The 22437-nt window shown below is 37.4% G+C and carries 22 protein-coding genes; 18 read left to right on the top strand and 4 right to left on the bottom strand.

What is annotated here, in order from left to right; genetic code table 11:
* Nucleotides 1-15: 15 nt before the first annotated feature.
* The 3 genes from DWZ63_RS11815 to DWZ63_RS11805 form a co-directional block, all read right to left on the bottom strand.
* Nucleotides 16-1437, bottom strand: coding sequence for a HAMP domain-containing sensor histidine kinase (locus DWZ63_RS11815; RefSeq protein ID WP_055944238.1), 1422 nt, complete (start codon nucleotides 1435-1437; stop codon nucleotides 16-18).
* A 107-nt stretch (nucleotides 1438-1544) separates the two neighbouring features.
* On the bottom strand, nucleotides 1545-2255 hold the full coding sequence (locus tag DWZ63_RS11810; protein WP_055944235.1) for a response regulator transcription factor: 711 nt from the start codon (nucleotides 2253-2255) through the stop codon (nucleotides 1545-1547).
* Nucleotides 2256-2269: 14 nt separating this feature from the next.
* On the bottom strand, nucleotides 2270-4648 hold the full coding sequence (locus DWZ63_RS11805) for an endonuclease MutS2 (RefSeq protein WP_118500007.1): 2379 nt from the start codon (nucleotides 4646-4648) through the stop codon (nucleotides 2270-2272).
* A 215-nt stretch (nucleotides 4649-4863) separates the two neighbouring features.
* Between DWZ63_RS11805 and DWZ63_RS11800 the strand changes: the two genes are divergently transcribed.
* Nucleotides 4864-6144: a S1C family serine protease gene (locus DWZ63_RS11800; RefSeq protein ID WP_118500006.1), complete on the top strand. Its 1281-nt coding sequence runs from the start codon at nucleotides 4864-4866 to the stop codon at nucleotides 6142-6144.
* A gap of 129 nt (nucleotides 6145-6273) precedes the next feature.
* Here DWZ63_RS11800 and DWZ63_RS11795 read toward each other — a convergent pair whose 3' ends face one another.
* The gene (locus tag DWZ63_RS11795; protein WP_118500005.1) at nucleotides 6274-8163 is read right to left on the bottom strand and encodes a hypothetical protein; all 1890 of its coding nucleotides are present in this window, start codon (nucleotides 8161-8163) and stop codon (nucleotides 6274-6276) included.
* A 439-nt stretch (nucleotides 8164-8602) separates the two neighbouring features.
* Between DWZ63_RS11795 and DWZ63_RS11790 the strand changes: the two genes are divergently transcribed.
* The 17 genes from DWZ63_RS11790 to DWZ63_RS11710 all read left to right on the top strand — a co-directional run bounded on the left by DWZ63_RS11790 (nucleotide 8603) and on the right by DWZ63_RS11710 (nucleotide 22389).
* The gene (locus tag DWZ63_RS11790) at nucleotides 8603-9136 is read left to right on the top strand and encodes a YcxB family protein (RefSeq protein WP_022015451.1); all 534 of its coding nucleotides are present in this window, start codon (nucleotides 8603-8605) and stop codon (nucleotides 9134-9136) included.
* Nucleotides 9129-9560 carry a tRNA (adenosine(37)-N6)-threonylcarbamoyltransferase complex ATPase subunit type 1 TsaE gene (tsaE, locus tag DWZ63_RS11785; RefSeq protein WP_118500004.1) on the top strand — a complete coding sequence of 144 codons (432 nt, stop codon included), beginning with the start codon at nucleotides 9129-9131 and terminating at the stop codon, nucleotides 9558-9560. The genes DWZ63_RS11790 and tsaE overlap by 8 nt, the downstream gene beginning before the upstream one ends.
* Before the next feature lie 49 nt (nucleotides 9561-9609).
* Nucleotides 9610-10320, top strand: a complete 711-nt coding sequence (gene tsaB / locus DWZ63_RS11780; RefSeq protein WP_118500003.1) for a tRNA (adenosine(37)-N6)-threonylcarbamoyltransferase complex dimerization subunit type 1 TsaB — start codon at nucleotides 9610-9612, stop codon at nucleotides 10318-10320.
* 2 nt (nucleotides 10321-10322) lie between these two features.
* Nucleotides 10323-10802: a ribosomal protein S18-alanine N-acetyltransferase gene (gene rimI / locus DWZ63_RS11775; protein WP_118500002.1), complete on the top strand. Its 480-nt coding sequence runs from the start codon at nucleotides 10323-10325 to the stop codon at nucleotides 10800-10802.
* 71 nt (nucleotides 10803-10873) lie between these two features.
* Nucleotides 10874-11086: a hypothetical protein gene (locus DWZ63_RS11770; RefSeq protein ID WP_243020610.1), complete on the top strand. Its 213-nt coding sequence runs from the start codon at nucleotides 10874-10876 to the stop codon at nucleotides 11084-11086.
* 101 nt (nucleotides 11087-11187) lie between these two features.
* Complete coding sequence (locus DWZ63_RS11765) at nucleotides 11188-12102, top strand: ribonuclease Z (RefSeq protein WP_118500001.1); 915 nt, start codon at nucleotides 11188-11190, stop codon at nucleotides 12100-12102.
* A 177-nt stretch (nucleotides 12103-12279) separates the two neighbouring features.
* On the top strand, nucleotides 12280-12903 hold the full coding sequence (locus DWZ63_RS11760) for a DUF6715 family protein (RefSeq protein WP_022015446.1): 624 nt from the start codon (nucleotides 12280-12282) through the stop codon (nucleotides 12901-12903).
* Entirely contained in the window at nucleotides 12904-13926 is a 1023-nt protein-coding gene (tsaD, locus tag DWZ63_RS11755) for a tRNA (adenosine(37)-N6)-threonylcarbamoyltransferase complex transferase subunit TsaD (protein ID WP_118500000.1), read from the top strand.
* A 185-nt stretch (nucleotides 13927-14111) separates the two neighbouring features.
* Entirely contained in the window at nucleotides 14112-15674 is a 1563-nt protein-coding gene (rny, locus tag DWZ63_RS11750) for a ribonuclease Y (RefSeq protein WP_055944212.1), read from the top strand.
* 75 nt (nucleotides 15675-15749) lie between these two features.
* A complete protein-coding gene (locus DWZ63_RS11745) occupies nucleotides 15750-17225 on the top strand; it encodes an ASKHA domain-containing protein (protein WP_182431513.1) in 1476 nt (491 codons plus the stop codon).
* 125 nt (nucleotides 17226-17350) lie between these two features.
* Nucleotides 17351-18142 (top strand): pyrroline-5-carboxylate reductase, encoded by a 792-nt coding sequence (gene proC, locus DWZ63_RS11740; RefSeq protein WP_118499998.1) that lies wholly within the window; start codon nucleotides 17351-17353, stop codon nucleotides 18140-18142.
* Between the two features lie 65 nt (nucleotides 18143-18207).
* Nucleotides 18208-18882 carry a M23 family metallopeptidase gene (locus DWZ63_RS11735; protein WP_243020608.1) on the top strand — a complete coding sequence of 225 codons (675 nt, stop codon included), beginning with the start codon at nucleotides 18208-18210 and terminating at the stop codon, nucleotides 18880-18882.
* Nucleotides 18883-19016: 134 nt separating this feature from the next.
* Nucleotides 19017-19838 carry a GTP pyrophosphokinase family protein gene (locus DWZ63_RS11730; protein WP_022015440.1) on the top strand — a complete coding sequence of 274 codons (822 nt, stop codon included), beginning with the start codon at nucleotides 19017-19019 and terminating at the stop codon, nucleotides 19836-19838.
* A gap of 3 nt (nucleotides 19839-19841) precedes the next feature.
* Nucleotides 19842-20405, top strand: coding sequence for a hypothetical protein (locus DWZ63_RS11725; RefSeq protein ID WP_118499997.1), 564 nt, complete (start codon nucleotides 19842-19844; stop codon nucleotides 20403-20405).
* A 16-nt stretch (nucleotides 20406-20421) separates the two neighbouring features.
* Nucleotides 20422-21456 (top strand): RluA family pseudouridine synthase, encoded by a 1035-nt coding sequence (locus DWZ63_RS11720; RefSeq protein ID WP_118499996.1) that lies wholly within the window; start codon nucleotides 20422-20424, stop codon nucleotides 21454-21456.
* 31 nt (nucleotides 21457-21487) lie between these two features.
* Nucleotides 21488-22024 (top strand): Holliday junction resolvase RecU, encoded by a 537-nt coding sequence (locus tag DWZ63_RS11715; RefSeq protein WP_118499995.1) that lies wholly within the window; start codon nucleotides 21488-21490, stop codon nucleotides 22022-22024.
* Nucleotides 22025-22032: 8 nt separating this feature from the next.
* Nucleotides 22033-22389, top strand: a complete 357-nt coding sequence (locus DWZ63_RS11710; RefSeq protein ID WP_118499994.1) for an Hpt domain-containing protein — start codon at nucleotides 22033-22035, stop codon at nucleotides 22387-22389.
* Nucleotides 22390-22437 lie beyond the last annotated feature (48 nt).

The following is a 22437-nucleotide window of genomic DNA, read 5'->3' as shown; positions in this document are numbered from 1 at the left end:
TATGAGGGATTTTTATTATTCGGTATGTTTAGGCAGGGAGAAGATAAATTCCGTACCTACACCTTCGGTGCTTATAACATTTATGTTTTCACCATGGTTTTCAATGATTTCTTTAGTAATGGGAAGTCCGAGTCCTGTACCTTTTTTATCTTTACCGCGGGAAAGGTCAGTTTTGTAAAAGCGTTTCCATACTTTTCCAAGACTTTCTTTTGGAATGCCTATACCGTGGTCTTTTACTGATACAAATACTTTTTGATTTTTTTCTCTTGTATGTATCTCGATAGTTGAATCGTCATTGCTGAATTTTATTGCATTGTCTACGAGATTTTGTATAACCTGCTCGATTTTGCTTTGATCGGCATCTACAAGTGAAGTCTTGGCATCAAAGGTTATATCAAGAGAAATGTGCTTTTGGGTGCAGCGTTGTTCAAAGGTTGCGAGACAGCGTTTTAATTCCTTGTTTATATCAAAAGTCGATATTTCAAGGGGAACTCCCTTGTTTTCAAATTCACTGAGTGACAGTAGATTGTTTGTAAGTTTTGTTAATCGTTCAACCTCAAAAAGTATTATGTCGAGATATTTTCCCTGCATTTCCGGAGGAATAGTACCATCTGCCATAGCCTGTGTATAACCTTTGATGGATGTGAGTGGTGACCTGAAATCATGCGACACATTTGCAATAAAGTTTTTCTGATATTCATTTGTATCTTTCATTTTTGTCGCAAGATACTGTATTGCTCCGGCAAGGTCTGTATGGTCATGACCTGCATATTCAGGCATTTGGTAGTCATAGTGACCGGCTGCATATTCCTTTGCTGCCTGCTGCATACTCTTAAGAGGAATAACAGTCTGCAGATAAAGAAAGAGGAGTGCGATAAACAGCAGAGCCGATATTATGATATAGCATATAAGTATCGCATCCACATTCTGCACTGCCTGTGAATGCAGCGTGTTTACCGGCAGTGACAATATGATATAAAAGCTGATGTCAAGTCCTGATGTGACGGGATATACAACACAGAATGATTGGTCTGACAGCAGATTGTCAGCATTAGTGCTGTTTACCGTCTGCTTTGAGAGCAGAGAGGAATCATACTCATTGATATTATAGCCTTCTTTATTTTTTTGCATATCTGAATCAATGATTATTTTTCCGTCAGTTTCACTTATCCAAATGCGTATTCCGGTTGCATTGTGTATTGCACAGAGCTGTTTTCTGATAGATGTTATCGAACTTTTAACCAGATATGCATTGGCAAGATATTGTGATTTTATCTCCTCTGCTTCGTTGTATATACTTGTCTCAGCATTATCAAGTAATCTCTGGTACATAAGTTTGTGACCGTAGGTATTTAACAATCCAACGGTCAATACTACAAGCAAGAGATAACAGATTAAAAATTTAAATCGAAGTGATATTTTTATTTTAGACTGCATAAATTTCCTCCCAGGATGTAATAGGTACTCTTGAAATATTCTGAACGAAGAATTTTGGGAGTACATTAATCATTGCCGGCTGCATCATAGATTCTGCCGGTAATTTATCATTCCCTGTATTCAAATTTGTAGCCGATGCCCCATACGGTTTTTAATTCCCAACTCGGATGAGCTTCAAATTTTTCACGAAGTCGTTTGATATGGACATCGACAGTGCGGGTATCTCCAATGTAATCATAACTCCATATATGGTCGAGAAGCTGTTCTCTTGTAAATACCTGGTTTGGATGTGATGCGAGGAAGTACAAAAGTTCAAGCTCCTTAGGCGGCATTTCAATACGTTTGTTTTTGTAAGTTACAGAGTAATCAGTCTGGTTGATGACAAGGTCCGGATAAGTTACACATTCTTTTGGAAGACTGTCATCTGAAGTTTCTGAAACGGCAGGAGCAATGCTGCGCCTTAAAACGGCTTTGACTCTTGCGACCATTTCTTTTGAGTCAAACGGTTTCATGATGTAATCATCTGCACCGAGTTCAAGACCGAGTACCTTGTCAAAAGTCTCGCCTTTTGCCGAGAGCATTATAACAGGAAGTTTAGAGTCTTTTCTTATTTCCCTTAAAACTTCATAACCGTCAATGCCGGGAAGCATTATGTCCAAAAGTACAAGGTTAGGTGCGTACTCGGAAACAGCTTTTATTGCAGATTCCCCGTCGTTTACGATATGAGTATCAAAACATTCTTTTGTGAGATAAAGTCCGATAAGTTCTGCTATATTTTCGTCATCATCAACTATAAGTATTTTTTGTTTCTGTGCCATATTTTTTCTCCTTTTTATTTAAAATTAACTATTGTAACACCCATATCACCCTCTCCAAATTCGCCGAGCCTGAAAGATTTGACATATTTAGTGCGTTTGAGGTGATTGTGTGTAGCCGTCCTTAAGGCGCCGGTTCCTCTTCCGTGTATAATGGTAACTTGGCTCATATGTGCAAGGTAGGCATCATCAAGATATTTTTCAAGTACAGGCATTGCCTGGTCTACAGTCATACCGATAAGATTAATTTCACCTTTGATACCGGATGCCTTATTCATGCGGATTTTACCACTTCCATTGTGATTGCCTGTATTTTCAGACTTTTTCTGCGGAAGAAGTTCAATATCTTTTATATTTACCTTTGTCCTTAAAAGTCCTGCCTGAACAAAAAGGTCACCTTTTTCATTAGGAAGTGTGCTCACTGTGCCGTTTGCACCAAGTGAGAGTACCTTTATATCTGCACCAATAAACAGGTCAGACGGTTTAAGCTGCTTTGATTTCGGCTTATTATTTTTTACCTTTATCTTTGACTGCTTTGAATCCATCTTTTCACGCAAGGCAGCTCTTTGAGCTTCCATTTCCTTTATGTGTTTATCGCTTGATGCCCACTTTGTATATTTTCTGATGGTCTCGTCGGCATAGTCTTTGGCTTCTGCAAGGATGCGGCTTGCTTCCTCGTTTGCATGTTGCAATATTCTGTCTTTAGAATTATCTATCTTTTCATTCTTTTCTTTGAGGGATTTCTTTAATTCAGAAATCTCTTTTCGGCTTTTTGAAACCATTTCGTGTTCTTTTTCAAGTTCTACTCTTGTCTTTTCAAGTTCTGCGAGAACATCCTCAAAATGCTTTGCATCGGATGCGACATGATTTTTGGCATCTTCTATAATATCGTCGGTAAGACCGAGTTTGCTAGATATGGCAAATGCGTTACTTTTGCCCGGAACACCTATCAGAAGCTTGTAGGTAGGTCTAAGAGTAGTTACATCAAATTCACAGCAGGCATTTTCAACATCAGGTGTCTGAAGCGCATAGAGTTTTAATTCGCTGTAATGTGTTGTAGCCATGACAGTGGAATGCCTGTTGTGAAGATTTGAGAGTATCGCCGTTGCAAGAGCAGCTCCCTCGACCGGGTCAGTTCCTGCACCAAGCTCATCAAATAATACAAGGCTGTTTTCATCAGCTTTTTCAAGAATAGATACGGTGTTTACCATATGAGATGAAAATGTACTAAGACTCTGCTCGATACTTTGCTCATCTCCAATATCAGCGTAGACTTCGTTAAAAATTCTAAGGCTTGAGCCGTCAAATGCCGGGATATGAAGTCCGGCCTGTCCCATAAGTGTAAACAGACCTATCGTCTTAAGTGAAACTGTTTTACCACCGGTATTTGGTCCTGTTACGACAAGAAGTGAAAAGTCGCGTCCAAGATGCAGATTTATCGGGACAACTTTTTTGGGGTCGATAAGAGGGTGTCTGCCATCCTTAATATCTATATATTTTTCCTTTGGAAAAACAGGTCTTGTGCCTTTCATATTTTTTGAGAGCATTGCTTTGGCAAAAATGAAATCAAGTTCAGAAAGTATTCTGAAATCCTGCTCAATAAAAAAACTCTGCTCAGCAGTCTGGTTGCTTAAATTAGCAAGTATTTTTTCAATTTCTTCCTGTTCGTCGAGTTCAAGCTGTCTTATTTCATTATTTAATTTGACAACGGATGCCGGTTCAATAAAAAGTGTTGAACCGGTGGCTGACTGGTCGTGAAGCATACCGTTAAATGAAGAGCGGTATTCAGCTTTTACCGGCAGACAGTATCTGCCGTTTCTCATGGTTATGATGGCATCCTGGAGCATACTTCTGCTGCTGCCGTTTACAATGGAGTTAAGCTGGTCATGTATTTTACCGCCTGCAATCTTCATGCTGCGCCTTACATGGCTTAATCCAACACTTGCATCATCAGCAATCGTGTTTTCATCAATGATACAGCGTCGTATCTCTTTCATCAACGGGGAGAGAGGTTCTATAAGCTGGTAGCGTTCATTTAATGAATCGCCTGTCTCATTATTTTCATTAAGATTTTTCCTGAAAAAGTTTTTAACACTTCCTGCTGTTGATAAAAGACTTGATATGTTAAGTAATTCACCAATGCCAAGTATTGAACCAATCTCAAGTCTTTTAAGACTTGCCCGTATGTCCTTTACACCGCCGAAAGAAACCTCACCCTGCGTGAGTATATGCGTGAGAGCATCACTTGTTTCACGCTGTGCTTTGAGGATATATTCTTCATCATCAGTCGGAAGAAGGTTTTTACAATACTCCTTCCCAAGTGGTGATGCGGCATATGACTCAAGTTTCGCTATTATTTTATCATACTCAAGAGTATGTAATGCTTTTATATTCATGTTTGTTCTCCGTTCATCTGTTTCAAAATTACGGACAAAAATATCCATCTTTATTTTACAACATATTATAGGAAGTAATCAAGTACACAGTAATTTTTTACGATTTGTTAATATTGTATTCATAAATATATGGTAGATTTATACATAATGAGTTAAAAATAATGATTATTTTTGGTTAAAATGCAAAATTCTTATATGATAACAGAGGTATATATATGACAATTCATAAAAAGCCTGTAGAGGAGAAGGAGCATGATTCTGAAAAGTACCGTTTTATGAAAGAACAGGTACGGCCGCAACAGAAAAAAAATGCAATAAAATATGCTCAAAAAGCGGTGTCGGTAATAGTTCTTGCATTAATCTTTGGTTCGGCAGCCGGAGCCGCATTTTATTTTGTTCAAAGCAGGCTTGGTGCGGACATGGATTTTAGGGATTACCTGGTAGAAACGGTAAGACCGGAGGCAACAGGTCAGGATGATGACATAGATGGAAGTAAGATAGTGAGACGCAGTGTAAGTCAGTCAGATATTGATTCAATTACAAATTATGACCATGTTTCAAAGAAAATGGCGGCGATAGGCAGCAGTTATAAATATGCACTTGTAAAAGTTAAAGGTGTCATGGCGGATAACAACTGGAAAGATGTAAACAGTGATGATGGCGGTGTGACTTTTGGGGCAATATTTGGTATTACAAGAAATGAATATATCATAGTTACCGATTCAAGTGCTGTAAATGGCACAGACGAGGTATCTGTTGAATTTTTTGATGGTACGGAAGTTAAGGCATCCGTGATAAATATTGACAGTAATATCAATATTGCGGCATTGCGTGTAGATAAGACAAATATTCCTATAGCAACAAGAAGAAAGGCTTTTCCGATAAGTGTTGGAAGTGTGTCAGGTACAATAAATGGATCTAATGTTATAGCGGTGGGAGCACCAAATGGTATAATGTATTCCGTGATGCTTGGAAAAGTTATCAAATCAGATATCGAAGTGTCGATTATTGATAATCAGTTGTCGATGTACTCAACGGATATGGTAAGCACATCAATAAGTAACGGTATTATTTTAAATACAGATGGCAATGTGATAGGCATCATAAACAATCATTATACAAATCTTACAGGAGAAAAAAATATCAGTTTTGTATCGATAAACAGTATAAATGATATGATAGAGCTTCTGATGAGAGGAAAAAATGTCGCATATATGGGCATGGAAGGAAAGGATGTTGATTCTGCGGCTGCGGCTGAGCATAGCATATCCAGAGGGATATATGTGACGGCGGTTTATTCAAGTTCACCGGCATATGCAGGCGGTATGAGAGTTGCCGATGTGGTCGAAAAAATTGACGGCATATCAGTAAAAACAGTATATGCATTACATAATGTGCTGATGAAGCATAAGAGTGGAGATGAGATAAAGGTGGAAGTATCGCGCAAAGTGAAAAATAAAAGAAAAAATATTACATTGAGTATTACATTGAGTTAAAGAAAATGCTTTTACAAATAAGATATGTTTGTAAAAGCATTTTTGTTTTTGAAAATTTGTTTTTATGTTTAGTCTTAAACAATCTGTTTAAGCATTTTAGTTTTTTACATTTTGTTTTGCACTTTATATTTAACGGCTTATATTATCTTCTTTAATTATCTGGACAAGTTTATGACGAAATGCTTTTTCATATACATCTTCATCGTGGAATGCAAAACGGTTAAAATCAAACTGGCTTTCAAGAATCATTCTTCTTGTAAAAAGAGTAAAATGTTTTTGGGTATGTGCCGGCCAGAATATACAGATGCATCCGTCAGCATTTGCCTCAGGAATATTGAAACTTTTGGCAAATTTTGAAACAAGGGCTCTGTCTGTCATAAATACATGGGAATATTGTCCTATAACCTTTGCAAGTCTTGTTCCGTTGATTGTAAAGGTGTTCATGTCATAGCCGTCTTTATATTCTTCATTTTTTTTCTGTCCGGTATTGGTATCATCTTCAGATAGCTGCTGTGCTATAGCTATGATAGGAAGTTTTCTTTCCTGGTTTTTTATAAGGCTGTAAAAATCTGAATAATCATTATCGTCAGTTACAAATACGGCTTTATTGCCGAGACGGATAACATCTACTATACCGGTTTTATTTGAAAGATCAGACAGAAAAGACGGTTTTAAAAATGTTTCTTTCTGGCTGATGCTTCGAGGCAGATCTTTTGAGGTCATATGATAAAAATGTAGTCTGCCGTCATCAAGCTTTGCTATTGAGGTGTGGATATGCCAGAGAGTACCGATGTGTTTACTGTCGATATAGCTAATCTTCATATGAAAAGTAAGGTCATCAACATCATATTGTATCTTTAACTGATATCCGGGCAGTTTGTTTTTATATGAAATTACTTCCTCGGGCATATCTTCAAATACCGGATCCATTTTAAAACGTGCCCATTTATATACGATTGCACAGGAGTTTATAAATTCAGTTTCGAGTGTTCTTGATTCCTTGTGGAGCAGAGGAAGTTCAAGGTGAAACAAAATGTTTGACTCAAGTCTTGCGAGGGTTTCTTTTTTGTATATGCGGCTGTCACGCGGCTCATCTATCTTGTCACATACAAGTCTTATAAGCTGATTTTTGACAAGCTTATTATTAACAAGTTTGATTATAAGATTGTAATCTATAACCGGATTGTCAAGTTTTAACAGTTCACGGATAAGGATTATCCTCGGACATTTATAAAACTGTTTTGCAATCTCTTTGTCCTGATTGAATATTGCAATTATGTCAGGGTGGAGATGAGCCGAGTCCTCAAGTTTTATGCGGAAATGGCTTTTAAGCATCAATTCCCAGTTCATGTTTTTATAGTGATTGTAAGAGAGTTCTTCAAAAAGCTTGACTAAAGACCAGTCACTAAGTTCAAGATTTGCAAGTATGCAATTTAACATACGGGAGAGTTCCTCGCTGCCTTTCCAGAACTGGTCATCACTGATACGGCTTTTATAACGCATATCATGTTCTATTTCGTGCCATCCCTCGAAAAATACTGTTCTGAATTGCGTTTCAAATGTGGTATCAATAGGCAGCGACCACATTTCTTTTGTGTAGAGATTAAAATATTCGGCAGGGTATTTAAAAACACCGTTTATCTTTGTGGCGCGAAATTCATCGGACTCAAAGAAGTTACGCGACCACTCATCTATCATCTGAAAAGTTCTTTCCATAATATCGCGGCATATACTAAGGTCATCATAATAGTAAAGAATTACACGAAGCCCGATAAGATCCTGTATTTTCTTAGGATTGTTTAAAGTTCCGTATTTGCCGCGGTACAGTTTTGAAGCTATCGACTCGACCGATTTTACACGCGAAAATATGCGGAAATACAGACCACATGAAGTGAGGATTTCCGTTATTGCATTTGTGATATGTTCACACAGTTCGTTTAATTTTTCAAAATCAATCTCCTGTTCAATGATTGCTTCAAGTTCTTCTTTGCTGTTATAATTTTCCATGTTTACAGACAATAAAATGTTCCCCCTGCTCTAGATAGTTATAATTTGTAACAGTTCAGCCTTTAATTTATTACATTCATAAACCTGCCAGCGAGCTGTCAGTCGCTGGCAGGTTTTGTTTATTTACGCGAAAGCAAAGTGAGGATGGAACAAATAAATTTGTTCCATCTGAGCGTGCTCGCGAGGGCTTTGCCCTCATTTCAGAAATGAAAGGCTGTTCTACCATAAGAAGCTACTTAACAATACAATGAACAAGCTCATTGTATTGCCAAGTATCTTTTTATGGCTGAACTGTTACTATTATATCACAAAAAAACGCTTGTGTATTGTTTTTTTGACCGAAAAAACTTATAATGATATAAGAGTGGGGCAGTATGCCTAAAAAATGTTCTCTCGGAAATCTTTATTCAGAAAATACAGAGAGAACATAAAACTAATATGGAGGATTTTAATGACTGAATTTAATTTTGATGCAAAACTTAGTGCGGCTGAGCTTTACGCATTTTCGATGAGACACACCTATAAGAGTATGTCAGGAATTTTTGGACTTATCATTAGTTTTGGAAGTCTTATAATATGTGCAGTGAGATATAAATACCTTGACAAAACTGCCATTATGGCTCTTATAATAATAGGTCTTATATTTACCGTTATACAGCCGCTTATGCTTTGGAGTAAGGCAAATGCACAGGTGAAAAAGAACAAGAGTATAAATGCTAAACTACACTATAATATAAGTGATAACGGTATTACTGTTTCGCAGGGAGAACAGGAAGCAGATGTAAAGTGGTATGATATAAGAAAGACGGTTATTGTAAAGGATGCTGTCTATGTTTATATGTCACCGGTGAGGGCATTTATATTTACAAAGAAACAGTGTGGTGATGATTTTGGTTCACTTGTCGGTTTTATACAGGAAAAAGTGAAACAGTACAAAGACTATGAACCGGAAGAAACAGAGGAAAACGGAGGAACTGATGAGTAAAAAAGTTGTGGTAAGCCAGTGTGAGAAAGACACATTTGAGCTTGGAAAAAAACTTGGAGAAAATTGCAAACCGGGGGACATAATCCTTTTAAATGGTGACCTCGGTGTCGGAAAGACCGTTTTTACAAAAGGTTTTGGCAAAGGACTTGGTATAGACGAACCTATATGCAGTCCGACTTTTACCATTATGCAGATATATGAGAGCGGAAGACTTCCGCTTTATCATTTTGATGTTTACCGTATTGCCGATGTATGTGAGATGGATGAGATAGGATATGAGGATTACTTTTTCGGAAATGGAGTATGCCTTATAGAGTGGGCAGGTCTTATAAGCGAGATAATACCGGATGAGCACATCAGTGTCACCATAGAAAAAGATCTTGAAAAAGGATTTGACTATAGAAATATCACGATAGAAGAATAAGTGAAAAATGTATAAAATAATAAAAAAGAAGTGGAGATAGATTACAGAGATGAAGATATTAGGAATTGACAGTTCAGGGCTTGTGGCTTCGGCTGCTATTGCCGATGAGAAAAATATCATTGCGGAGTTTACCGTAAACAATAAACAGACACATTCGCAGACACTTCTTCCGATGATAGAAAAAGTTGTTGATATGTCAGGTATTGAACTTGAACAGATAGACGCCATAGCGATTGCAGCAGGTCCCGGTTCATTTACGGGACTCCGTATAGGTTCAGCAACGGCAAAGGGGATAGGACTTGCTCTTAAAAAACCGATAGTTTCAGTGCCTACATTGGAGGGACTTGCCTACAGGGTAAGTGTTTTTGACGGACTTATATGCCCTATAATGGATGCAAGACGAGGTCAGGTCTACACGGGTATCTATAAAGCGGATGGTGACGGACTTACCTGTCTGTCAGAGCAGAAAGCCGTTGATATACATGATATTTTAAAAGAACTTGAAGAATATGATGAAAAGGTCATATTTTTAGGTGACGGTGTAGAGGTTCACAGGGAGACAATAGAAAATGAGTTAAAAAATGAGTTTGTTTTTGCACCGGTACATCTTTCAAAACAGAGTGCGGCAGCAGTAGCAGTTCTTGGCAGCATATATTTTGAGCAGGGAAAGGCAGAAAGTGCAGACGAGCACAAACCTATTTATCTTAGAAAGTCACAGGCTGAGAGAGAAAGAGAAGAAAGGTTAAAAAATCAGGGTTAAAATTGAGAGATTGTTTTAATATAGATGAAATGTCTGTTAAAGATATTGATGAGACGGTTCATTTAGAAGAGATTATTTTTTCTCATCCGTGGAGTAAAAAAAGCATAGAGAGTACATTGTTGTCATCAGATAATATCTGCCTTGTGGTATATGACAGCGAAAAAAACATACAGGCAGGTTATTGTATTTTTACGACATCATTCGAGGATGCCGACCTTTGCAGGATAGCAGTCCTTAATGACTACAGAAGAAATCATCTTGCAGACAGAATGTTAAAAAAGGCATTTGAAAAACTTGAAACAAATGGAGTTAAGAGAGTTCTTCTTGAAGTCAGAGAGGGCAATAATGCCGCAATAACTCTTTATAAAAAATATGGATTTGAACAGATAGGTAAAAGAAAAAATTATTATAGTGAACCGGCAGAAGACGGTCTGGTGTTTGAGGCTACGCTGCCTGCCAGCTATTACCACTGTACATTATAAAATTCCTGGCGTATTATAAATGCAGATATAGTGATACAAATAACGCATCAGATGAAATGTCAGGAGGAAACATGAAGGATATATATTGTAATGTATGTGGAAAAAAATTATTTGTAGAAAAAGGAATATTAAAAGAGGACGCATTTGAAGCGAAAAAACAGTGGGGATATTTTTCAAAAAAAGATGGTATGCTCCACTCGTTTGTCATATGTGAAAAATGTTATGATGATATGATTGAGAAATTTGTGATACCGCCTGAGATTACGGAGGTTCATGAATTGTAAAGTGATAAGACGGTTCATTCTCAAAAAGAAATTGATTTTTTATAAAAATCATTGCAAATAATTGTATCGTTATATAAAAGTTCTCTGGAATGTGAGGAAAAATGTTAGATTTATGTTTACTTGGGACAAGCGGGATGATGCCGCTGCCGGGAAGATGGCTTACGGCACTCATGGTGAGATTTTCAGGGAGCAGTCTTTTGATAGACTGCGGAGAGGGAACGCAGATAGCCATGAAAGAGATGGGATGGAGTGCAAATCCCATCGATACGATATGTTTTACACATTATCATGGGGATCATATAAGCGGGCTGCCGGGTCTTCTGCTGTCTATGGGAAATTCAGACAGAAAGGAGCCGGTAACGCTTATTGGTCCAAAAGGTCTTGAAAAAGTTGTAAATTCTTTGAGGATAATAGCTCCGGGACTTCCGTTTAAATTGAATTTTATTGAACTTTCTGAGGACTGCCAGACGATAGAGATAAACGGGTACCATCTTACAGCATTTAAAGTAAACCATAATGTAACGTGTTATGGATATACGATAGATATAAAAAGAGGTGGAAGATTTTTCCCTGAGCTTGCAAAAGAAAATGAGGTTCCGATGAAATTGTGGAGCAGACTTCAAAAAGGTGAGATTATAGAGTTTGAGGGAAAGGTCTATACACCGGATATGGTTATAGGTCCTGAGCGAAAAGGAATAAAAGTTACATATTGCACTGATACAAGACCGGTGAAAAGTCTTGTGGAAAATGCAAAAGAAGCAGACCTTCTCATATGTGAGGGAATGTATGGCGAGAGTGACAAAAAACAAAAAGCAGTAGAGAAAAAGCACATGATGTTTAGCGAAGCGGCAAAAGTGGCGAGAGAAGCAAATGTTAATGAGATGTGGCTTACACATTACAGTCCTTCACTGATACATCCGGAAAATTATATGGGACCGGTAAGAAAGATATTTAAAAATTCTTATCCGGGAAAGGACGGAAAGAGTGTTACACTGTCATACCCCGAAGATGAATAAAACAAAAGTTATTCAAAATGTGCAAAATGTAAAATTCTCAAAAATTAATGTAATTATCTAAATAATCCGAATATATTATATATAAAGTGCATAAGTGTGCAAGAATTATAATACAAATGGCAAGATAACAAAATACATCAGCACATTGTATAAAAAGGTGCGGAAAAGAGGGAGAATATGGATAAAAATAAAAAAAAGATTACGAGTGCATTTTTTATTATGCTTATTATCGTTGTGTTAGCTGTTACCGGATATTATGTGATAAACAAAAAGATAACACAGGATGCGGCAGATGAAGTAAAACTTCCAAATACAGAGTACGGAAAGCTGCTCGCAAAGGATCTTGATACTGCTTATCCAAAAACACCGACAGAGGTTGTAAAATTGTACTGGCGTTTTAATCAATGTATGTATAATGAGGATGATTTAAGTAACAGTGAATTTGAGGGACTTTTAAAACAGCTTAGAAGGCTCTATGATGATGAATTTTTAAGTCATTCAGACAATTCATGGGATAAAATGCTTAAAAATTTTAAATTAGATAAAAAGAAATATAAGAGCAACAAACAAAAGATTTCCTCATATATAGTACAGGACAATGATGATGTAAAGTTTGGAGAGGAAAAAGGAAAAGAGTGTGCCATACTTTACACGAATACACTTGTAAAAAAAGGGTCGGACAGAGTAAGACTTTATGAGAAATTTATGTGTCGTAAGGATTCATCAGGAAATTGGAAAATATTAGGATGGAGTAATGCGGCAAAGGAAGGAAAAAAATATTTTGACAATTCGGAGGAATAAATGAAAGACGATATATTGATATTAGGAATAGAAAGTTCCTGTGATGAAACTGCAGCAGCAGTGGTTAAAAACGGCAGAGAGGTTCTTTCAAATGTGATTTCTTCTCAGATAGCGATACATACTCTGTATGGCGGTGTTGTACCGGAAATTGCATCGAGAAAGCATATTGAAAAGATAAATCAGGTTATAGAGCAGGCACTTGAGGATGCAAATGTAACACTTGATGATATAGATGCCATAAGTGTTACATATGGTCCGGGACTTGTCGGAGCTCTGCTTGTCGGTGTCGGTGCAGCGAAAGCTATCGCATATGCGGCAAAGAAACCACTTGTCGGTGTTCATCATATAGAGGGACATATAGCAGCAAACTACATAGAACACAAAGACTTAGAGCCGCCATTTCTTTGTCTTGTGGTATCAGGAGGACATACACATCTTGTGCGTGTACTCGAATATGGTAAATTTGAGATAATCGGATGCACACATGATGATGCAGCAGGGGAAGCCTTTGATAAAGTCGCAAGGGCGATAGGTCTTGGTTATCCGGGTGGTCCTAAGATAGATAAACTTGCAAAAGAGGGAAATCCTCATGCAATAGAATTTCCGAGAGCAAAGATAGATGGAAGTAAATATGATTTCAGCTTTTCGGGAGTAAAGTCAGCCGTTTTAAATTATCTTAACGGATGTGAGATGAAAAACATAGAAGTAAACAGAGCAGATGTGGCAGCGTCTTTCCAACAGGCAGTGGTTGATGTGCTTGTTGAGAGAGCGATAGATGCAGCAAAGCGTCTCGGAGAGGATAAGATAGCCGTCGCGGGAGGAGTTGCATCAAACTCAGCACTAAGAGCAGCAATGAAAAGTGGATGTGAAAAAAATAACATTACATTATATTATCCGTCGCCGGTATTCTGTACTGACAATGCGGCTATGATAGCGGTGCAGGGCTATTATGAATATATGGCAGGTACAAGAAGTGGTCTTGACTTAAATGCCGTTCCAAATTTAAAGATTGGTGAGAGATGATATGATTCTCTTTTTATGGCTGAACTGTTACATTTTATATGACTTTCTGGCAGTTCATATCTTGACAGCTTAATGCAAAAAGTATAAAATTATATTGTTGTGGTATGTAATATGGATAAGATTTTTTTGATTATATGTATATTATTTACAACACAATGAATATTTATAAGGAGGGCTCCTGTTCGATGGAAGTGGTTATTATAATAATAGCCATTGTGCTTCTATTGGTTGGGATTATCGTTACAGCGCTTATTACAAAAAATGTCGCTATTGAACAATATAAAAAGAGCGAAGAAGTAAAAGTTGGCAATGCGGAAGAAAAAGCACGCGGAATCATAGATGATGCTTTGAAAACTGCTGAGACTAAAAAGCGTGAAGCACTTCTTGAAGCAAAGGAAGAAGCGATCAAGACGAAAAATGAGATTGAGCGTGAATCCAAAGAGAGAAGAGCAGAATTGCAACGATATGAAAAACGCGTATTATCGAAGGAGGAAACTCTGGATAAGAAGTCAGATGCACTTGAAAAGAAAGAAAATAAGCTGAATGCAAAAAATGCTGACCTTGACAGGCAGAAAAAAGAGCTTGAAGAAATCAAGGCAAGTCATTTGCAGGAACTTGAAAAAATTTCGGGACTGACTACTGAACAAGCTAAGGAATATCTGTTAAAATCTGTTGAAGAAGATGTGAAACATGAGACTGCCGTTCTTGTTAAAGAACTTAACAAGAAGGCAAAGGAAGAAGCTGACAAAAAAGCAAAAGATTATGTGGTTACAGCTATACAGAGATGTGCCGCAGACCATGTTGCAGAGACGACTATATCAGTCGTACAGCTTCCTAATGATGAAATGAAAGGCAGGATAATAGGTCGAGAGGGAAGAAATATCCGTACTATCGAAACTCTTACCGGAGTAAATCTTATTATAGATGATACACCGGAAGCAGTAGTATTATCAGGCTTTGATGGTGCAAGGAGAGAAGTAGCAAGAATTGCACTTGAAAAACTTATTGTTGATGGAAGAATACATCCGGCACGCATTGAGGAGATGGTCGAAAAGGCTAAGAAAGAAGTCGAATCAATGATGCGTGAAGAAGGTGAAGCAGCTACATTAGAAGTTGGAGTGCATGGTATTCATCCTGAACTTATCCGTCTTTTAGGAAAGATGAAATTCAGGACAAGTTATGGACAGAATGCACTTAATCATTCGATAGAGGTTGCTCATCTGGCAGGGCTTCTTGCAGGCGAGATTGGTGTGGATGTCCGTACAGCAAAGAGAGCAGGTTTATTACATGATATTGGAAAGAGTGTTGACCAGGAGATGGAGGGTACTCATGTTCAGATAGGTGCAGATCTTTGTCGCAAGTATAAAGAATCTCAGGTTGTAATAAATGCAGTTGAGGCACATCATGGTGATGTTGAGCCTGAAACTCTAATTGCGTGTATCGTACAGGCCGCAGATACTATTTCAGCAGCTCGTCCGGGTGCAAGAAGAGAGACATTAGAAACATATACAAACAGATTGAAACAGTTAGAAGATATTTCAAACAGCTTTAAGGGTGTTGAAAAATCATTTGCAATCCAGGCAGGCAGGGAAGTACGTGTTATGGTTGTACCTGACAAGATCAGTGATGACGATATGGTATTGCTTGCAAGAGACATTTCAAAGCAGATTGAGGAAGAATTAAAATATCCGGGTCAGATTAAGGTTAATGTAATCAGAGAATCCAGAGTTACAGATTATGCTAAATAGACACAGTGGACTGTAAAATTAAGGAATCGTCTTATGGACGGTTCCTTTTTCAAGCTAACACAAAACGGAGACAGAATGGTAATAATTAAAAAAGAAAAATTTACTTCGGAGAAATCTGTTCTGTATGTAAAGAATAAACAGACAGAAGAAAAAAAAGTTGTATCTGAGGGTACTGATACAGATGTTTTAAATAATGATATAAATTTGGAAGTTGGAATAGCTGTCGATATTGGAACGACGAGTATCGCAATAGGAATATTTGACATAAAGAGCGGGTCACTTATAGGAAATCAGACACGGACGAATTGTCAGACAATGTACGGCAGTGATGTTATGATGAGGATAATGCATTGCATAAACGGAAAAGAGCAGTTGTTACATGATATTCTCATAGAGCAGATAGAGGATATAATAGGGAGTATCTTAGATAACAACATTAGCGGACATAAAAGCAATATACAGTCTAAGATAAGCAGCAAGATTGTAAGTAAGGAAAGTGATAAAATACCGGATATTGTGATTAAGAAAATGGTTGTTGTGGGAAATACAACAATGTGCCACATATATTTAAATAAGGATGTGACAGGTCTTAAGGGGGCCCCATTTAGCGTTGCATATGAGGGAGTGTACAGGACTAATTCATACGATATAGGTTTTAAGATATATGATATTGATGAGGTTATCGTGCTTCCTAATATTATGGCTCATGTCGGTGCAGATGCGGCAGCAGTGCTTTGCAAAGAAAAAATGTATAAAACGGGTATAAATGAAATTGCGATAGATATAGGTACAAATGCCGAGATTTTGTTAAATTGTTCAGGAAAAGTATTTGTAACTTCGACAGCGGCCGGTCCGGCATTTGAGGGGAAAGGCATCCATTCAGGTATGCGTGCAGCACCGGGAGCAATAAATTCAGTGAAGATAAGCAGGGTAAACGGAAATATCATACTTGGTATGCTTGATGATGGAAAAGTAGAAAATCCGAGAGGACTATGTGGTTCGGGGCTCATAGACGCAATTTCAGAGCTTATGAAAGCAAGACTTCTTAAAAAAGACGGATATTTGTTGACAAGAGAGGAAGCCTTAAGGCAGAATGTTAATATAAATCTTTGTGAACATTTAAAAAGTGATGATAAGGATGGAAACTGTTTCATATTATCAAAAGAAAATAATATAGTCATAACACAGAAAGACATACGAAATGTCCAGCTTGCTAAGGGTGCGATACAGGCAGGCTGCGAGATACTGCTTGAAAAGGCAGGTATCGGGTTAAATGATATAAACAGCATAAAGATAGCAGGCGTGTTCGGAAAATATATCCATGTATCGCAGGCAATGAACTTCGGACTTTTTCCAAAATATCCTGAAAAGCTTGAGAATGTTGGAAATGCGGCAGGAGATGGAGCAGCAATGGCACTGTTTGAGGATGGATTTATTGATGAGATGGAAAAACAGGTTAAAAAAGTTCATCATGTTGAGCTTGCCGGTGAAAAAGAATTTCAGAAAAAATTTATGAATGCAATGGAATTAAAAGAGTGGTATTATAATTAGTGAAACAAATATTACTAAGAAAGATAGTGGGGCAAAAGCTATTTTGTCCTTGTATCGCATGAATTATAAAATAGATAAAGAAAGGCAGCATATTGCAAAAGTGCTGTGGGAAATGGAGGGCAAACATGAGATTAGGATTTATTGGTGCAGGAAACATGGCACAGGCTATGATAGGAGGAATACTTGCAAAGGAAATTGTAAAAAAAGAGGATATTATTGCGTCAGCCGCTACACAAAAGACTATCGATAAAGTTGCCAAAGAATTTGGAATAAATGTAACACTTGATAATAGAGAGGTTGCAAAAGCGGATATAGTATTTCTTGCCGTAAAACCGTTTTATTATGAGGAAGTCATAGACGGGATAAAAGATGTTGTAGATGAAAAACAGCTTATAATAAGCGTTGCGGCAGGAAAAAGTGTTGAATGGGTTGAAAACGCATTTGGCGGAAAGAAAAAAATAGTCAGGATAATGCCTAATACTCCGGCACTTGTCGGAGAAGCGGTGACGGCTATATGCCCAAATGCGAACATAACAGATGATGAGAAACAGGAAATAGTAGAACTTATAGCTTCATTCGGGCTTGCCCAGATAGTGAGTGAAAAGATAATGGATGCGGTTATTGCCGTAAGCGGAAGTTCACCGGCATATGTATTTATGTTTATCGAAGCAATGGCAGATGCGGCGGTAGCAGAAGGGATGCCAAGAGTACAGGCATATCAGTTTGCGGCACAGTCTGTACTTGGCAGTGCGAAGATGGTACTCGAGACAGGAAAGCATCCCGGAGAGCTTAAGGATATGGTATGTTCACCGTCAGGGACGACGATAGAAGCAGTAAAAGTTTTGGAAGAAAAAGGTTTTAGAAGCAGCATTATCGAAGCAATGAGTGCCTGTGCCGACAAGTCTAGAAATATGTGATTGCGTCATAGATATAAAGTTTGAGCATATGATTTATCTATAGGTATGTCAGGAGACGGACTTCAGTGGATAAATTAAAAAATAGAAATATCAGGTTCAGATATAAAAAAGAAATTTTTGCGGTAGTTTTATGTATCATATTGTGCGTAAGTCTGCATTATATATGCACATGGGAATGTGTAATGAAAACAGAGTGCAGATTTATGGCACAATTTGAGAATAATAAGAGCAGAAAAGTGGCAGCTGACATTATAAAGGAATGTAGTGTTTTTCCAGCGGCAAAGAATGAGAATGTCAATAGAGAAGATAAAGTGAATTGTTATTATGAAAACGGATATGGTGACGGCAGAAGCTTTGGCGGAAAAAGAAAACACGAAGGCATAGATATAATGTCCTCAGTAGACAAAAAATGTTTGTTTAAGATAAGGTCTGTTTCAGATGGGACCGTAGAGAAAAAGGGCTGGCTTAAACTTGGAGGTTACAGGCTGGGAATAAGAAGTGACAGTGGGATATATTATTATTATGCACATCTTGCTTCGTATGCAGATAACATAAAATGCGGGGACAGGGTGAAAGCCGGTCAATTTATAGGATATATGGGAAATACAGGATATGGAGATGAGGGGACAAGTGGAAAATTTCCGGTGCATCTTCATTTTGGAATATATATAAAGGATGGAATAGGAGAAAGCAGCATAAATCCGTTTTATCTGTTAAAAAAACTAGAGAAATGCCGGTGATAATAGTGTGAAAAGTCATATACAAAATATTATTCACACATGGGATTTTTATCTGTGCACACTGGATATAAATCTTATTTGTGAAATATATTTCACATTATGCACAAAAAATGTGTGCAGAAATGGAGATTAAGATGGAAATACAGCTTTGGAAAGAAATATTAGAGCCATATGGTCAGGCAGTGGATGAGCTTGTGGTAAAGTTTAATCATATAAAGAGAGAATATCAGAATGGAAGGATGTATTCACCGATAGAGTCGGTTTCAGGACGAGTAAAAAGCATATCGAGTATTATGGAAAAAGCTCAGAGAAAGAATGTTAAGATAGAAGAAATCGAGGAGAAGATAGAGGATATAGCGGGAATCAGGATAATATGCCAGTTTGTCGAAGATATAAATACAGTTGTAAAAATAATAAAAAAGCGTGGTGACCTTGAGGTCAAACAGGAAAAGGATTATATCACAAACAGTAAACCGAGCGGTTACAGGAGTTATCATGTTATCGCATATTATACGGTTCAGACTATATACGGTCCTAAAAAGCTTGAAGTGGAAATTCAGATAAGAACGCTTGCGATGAATTTCTGGTCTACAATAGAACATTCACTCCAATACAAATATAAAGAACATATGCCACAGGAATTAAGGAAAAGACTTTTAAGCGCGGCAAATGCAGTTGAGGTTCTTGATAATGAGATGGCTTCTGTTCGTGAGGAGATAATGGATGCACAAAATCACAACAGACAGAAAGCAAATATTATAGCGGACATAGTCAGAAGTATAGAAGAACTTTATTATGTCGCAAATAAGAGAGAAGTCGAAAAAATTCAGGATGAATTTTATAAGATATATAAACAAAATGACATGACAATGTTGAAGCGTTTCAACAAGCAGCTTGATATAATAGCAGAGACATACAGGGCACAGAGCCTTGAAATTTTAGGGAAAGGATATTAAAAGATGAAGATTTCAAGAGGTGAACTTGGATATTTAGAGTACAAAAAAAAGAAAGCGGTTTTGGGAACGGTGGCAATGGCAGTTATCGGTCTTGCTATATTTATAATAGGATTGTTTTTAAATAAAATGTCAAATAAAAACATATTTACGGTCGTTGCTGTACTTTTTGCACTTCCGGCTGCAAAATTTCTTGTAGCTTATATAGTTGCATTTCCGTATCACACTGTCGGAAAAGAGAGATTTGATAAGATAAAAGCTCATGTTACAGAGGGGATGACACTATACACAGACCTTGTCATAACATCATCCGAAAAGGTTATGAGTCTTGACTTTGTGGTTGTTGGAAATAAGCAGGTAATAGGTATTACAAGTGACAAAAAAGTTGATATTTCCTATATAAGAAAATATCTCACGGACGGTGTTGCAAACTGGGGCGATGATTACAAAGTCAAGATAGTTGAGAGCGAGAAATTGTTCATAAATGAGCTTGATAATGTCAAGAGTGTTGATGTGGATGAGGAACAGGAAGATAATGTGAAGTCTTATATTGTTTCACTTATTGTGTAAAAGAGAGGAAAGAAATATGAGAGAGATTAGCATCACTTCGGTTGATGAGGGACAAAGACTTGATAAGTATCTTGCAAAGTTTATGCCGGAGGCTCCTAAAAGTTTTTTTTACAAGATGATGCGAAAGAAGAATATTGTGTTAAACGGGAAGAAAGCGGCAGGTATGGAGAAACTTGCAGCAGGTGATGTTGTGAAACTTTTTCTTGCGGATGATACGATTGATAAATTCAGGGGCATTGCCGGTGCAGAAAAACAGTATATATCAAAGGCTGATACTACATCAAAGAAGCAGAGAGTTAAGCTTGATATTATCTTTGAGGATGAGGATATTCTTGTTGTAAATAAGCCTGTTGATATGCTGTCACAGAAAGCAGATAAGAATGATATTTCACTTGTAGAGCACATCACATGGTATCTTGAAAGTCAGAAAGACAATGAAGATAAGGCATTTCAGGGTTTTAAGCCTGGAATTTGCAATCGCCTTGACAGAAATACGAGCGGTCTTATCGTTGCGGGAAAATCAATAAAAGGTCTTCAGAGCATGAACGAACTTTTCAGGGAGAGAAAACTTAAAAAGTATTATCTCTGTATCGTAAAAGGAAAAATTACCAAGTTTAAGCGTATTGACGGTTATCTCACAAAAAATGAAAATCACAATACGGTTACTATCTCAGATAAAATGTCAGAGGGGGCACACCGCATTATAACAGAGTATGAGCCTCTAGGACAAGGTATGTTTCAGGATGGATATTACACATTGCTTAAAGTTCATCTTGTGACCGGAAAGTCGCATCAGATACGAGCACATTTAAAGAGCATAGGTCATCCTATTATTGGAGACTCAAAATATGGCTACAAGGATGTTTACAAGATTTTTAGAAAAGAGTTTGGACTTAGACACCAGCTTTTGCACGCATGGAGACTAAAACTTGGAAATGATGAAAAAGTACCTAAAAAATACAGGGATAAGGTTTTTGAAGCGGCACTGCCTGATGAATTTTTGAATATTCTTAAAGGTATCGGGATAGACAACAGGGATTTTTGCAAGTAAAAAGGTAAGGTATTTAAGAAAGGAAATATAAATGGGATCGTGGAATTCGAGAGGACTCAGAGGTTCTATGCTGGAGGAGGCGGTAAATTTCACAAATGAAAAGTACAGTCAGGAAAATCTTGCACTTGTGCAGAAAATACCGACTCCGATAACACCGATAGAGATAGACAAGCAGAGCCGCCATATCACACTTGCATATTTTGAGCAGAAAAGTACAGTCGATTATATAGGTGCTGTTCAGGGCATACCGGTGTGTTTTGATGCGAAAGAGTGCAGGACAAAAACATTTCCGCTTCAAAATATACATAGTCATCAGATGGAATTTATGGCTAAGTTTGAAAAGCAGGATGGAGTTGCTTTTTTTCTTGTTATGTTTACAGGTGAGAACAGGTGCTTTTATGTGCCGTATCGTGATATGAAAGTATTTTGGGACAGAGCAGGGAATGGTGGCAGAAAGAGTTTTAAAATGGAAGAACTTAGAGAAGAATATGAGATAGAGATTACAAATCAGGTGTATATTCATTATCTCACACAGATAAATATGGATCTTGCAAAGAGGGAGGAATAGTATTAAAAATGAGTAAAGATATGAAAGAGGGACTGATTTCTCAGGGAGTAGATTATAATACGGCACTTGAGAGATTTATGGGAAAAGATGATTTGTATGAGAGATTTCTTGTAAAATTTCTTGACGATGAAAATTTCAGTAAACTTGGAGAAAATATTAAGGCGGGAAATGTTGGGGAGGCATTTAAATGTGCTCATACCTTAAAAGGCTTGTCAGGAAACTTAGGATTTGACAATTTATTGGAGGAAGATGTCCGGATTGTTGAGATTTTAAGAAGTGGTTCTTTGGACGGTGTTGAAGAATTATATGAGATACTTAGAGAAAAGTATCAAAAATTATGTGATACGATAAAAAAGTGTGAGTAGGATTTTGAAAATATCATATAATCAATATTAGATACACTGTTATAAATT

The organism is Clostridium sp. AF34-13 (assembly GCF_003477845.1).
GTDB lineage: Bacteria > Bacillota > Clostridia > Lachnospirales > Lachnospiraceae > Butyribacter > Butyribacter intestini.
Note: the sequence above shows the minus strand (reverse complement) of the source record. Positions and strands in the feature narration are given on the sequence as shown.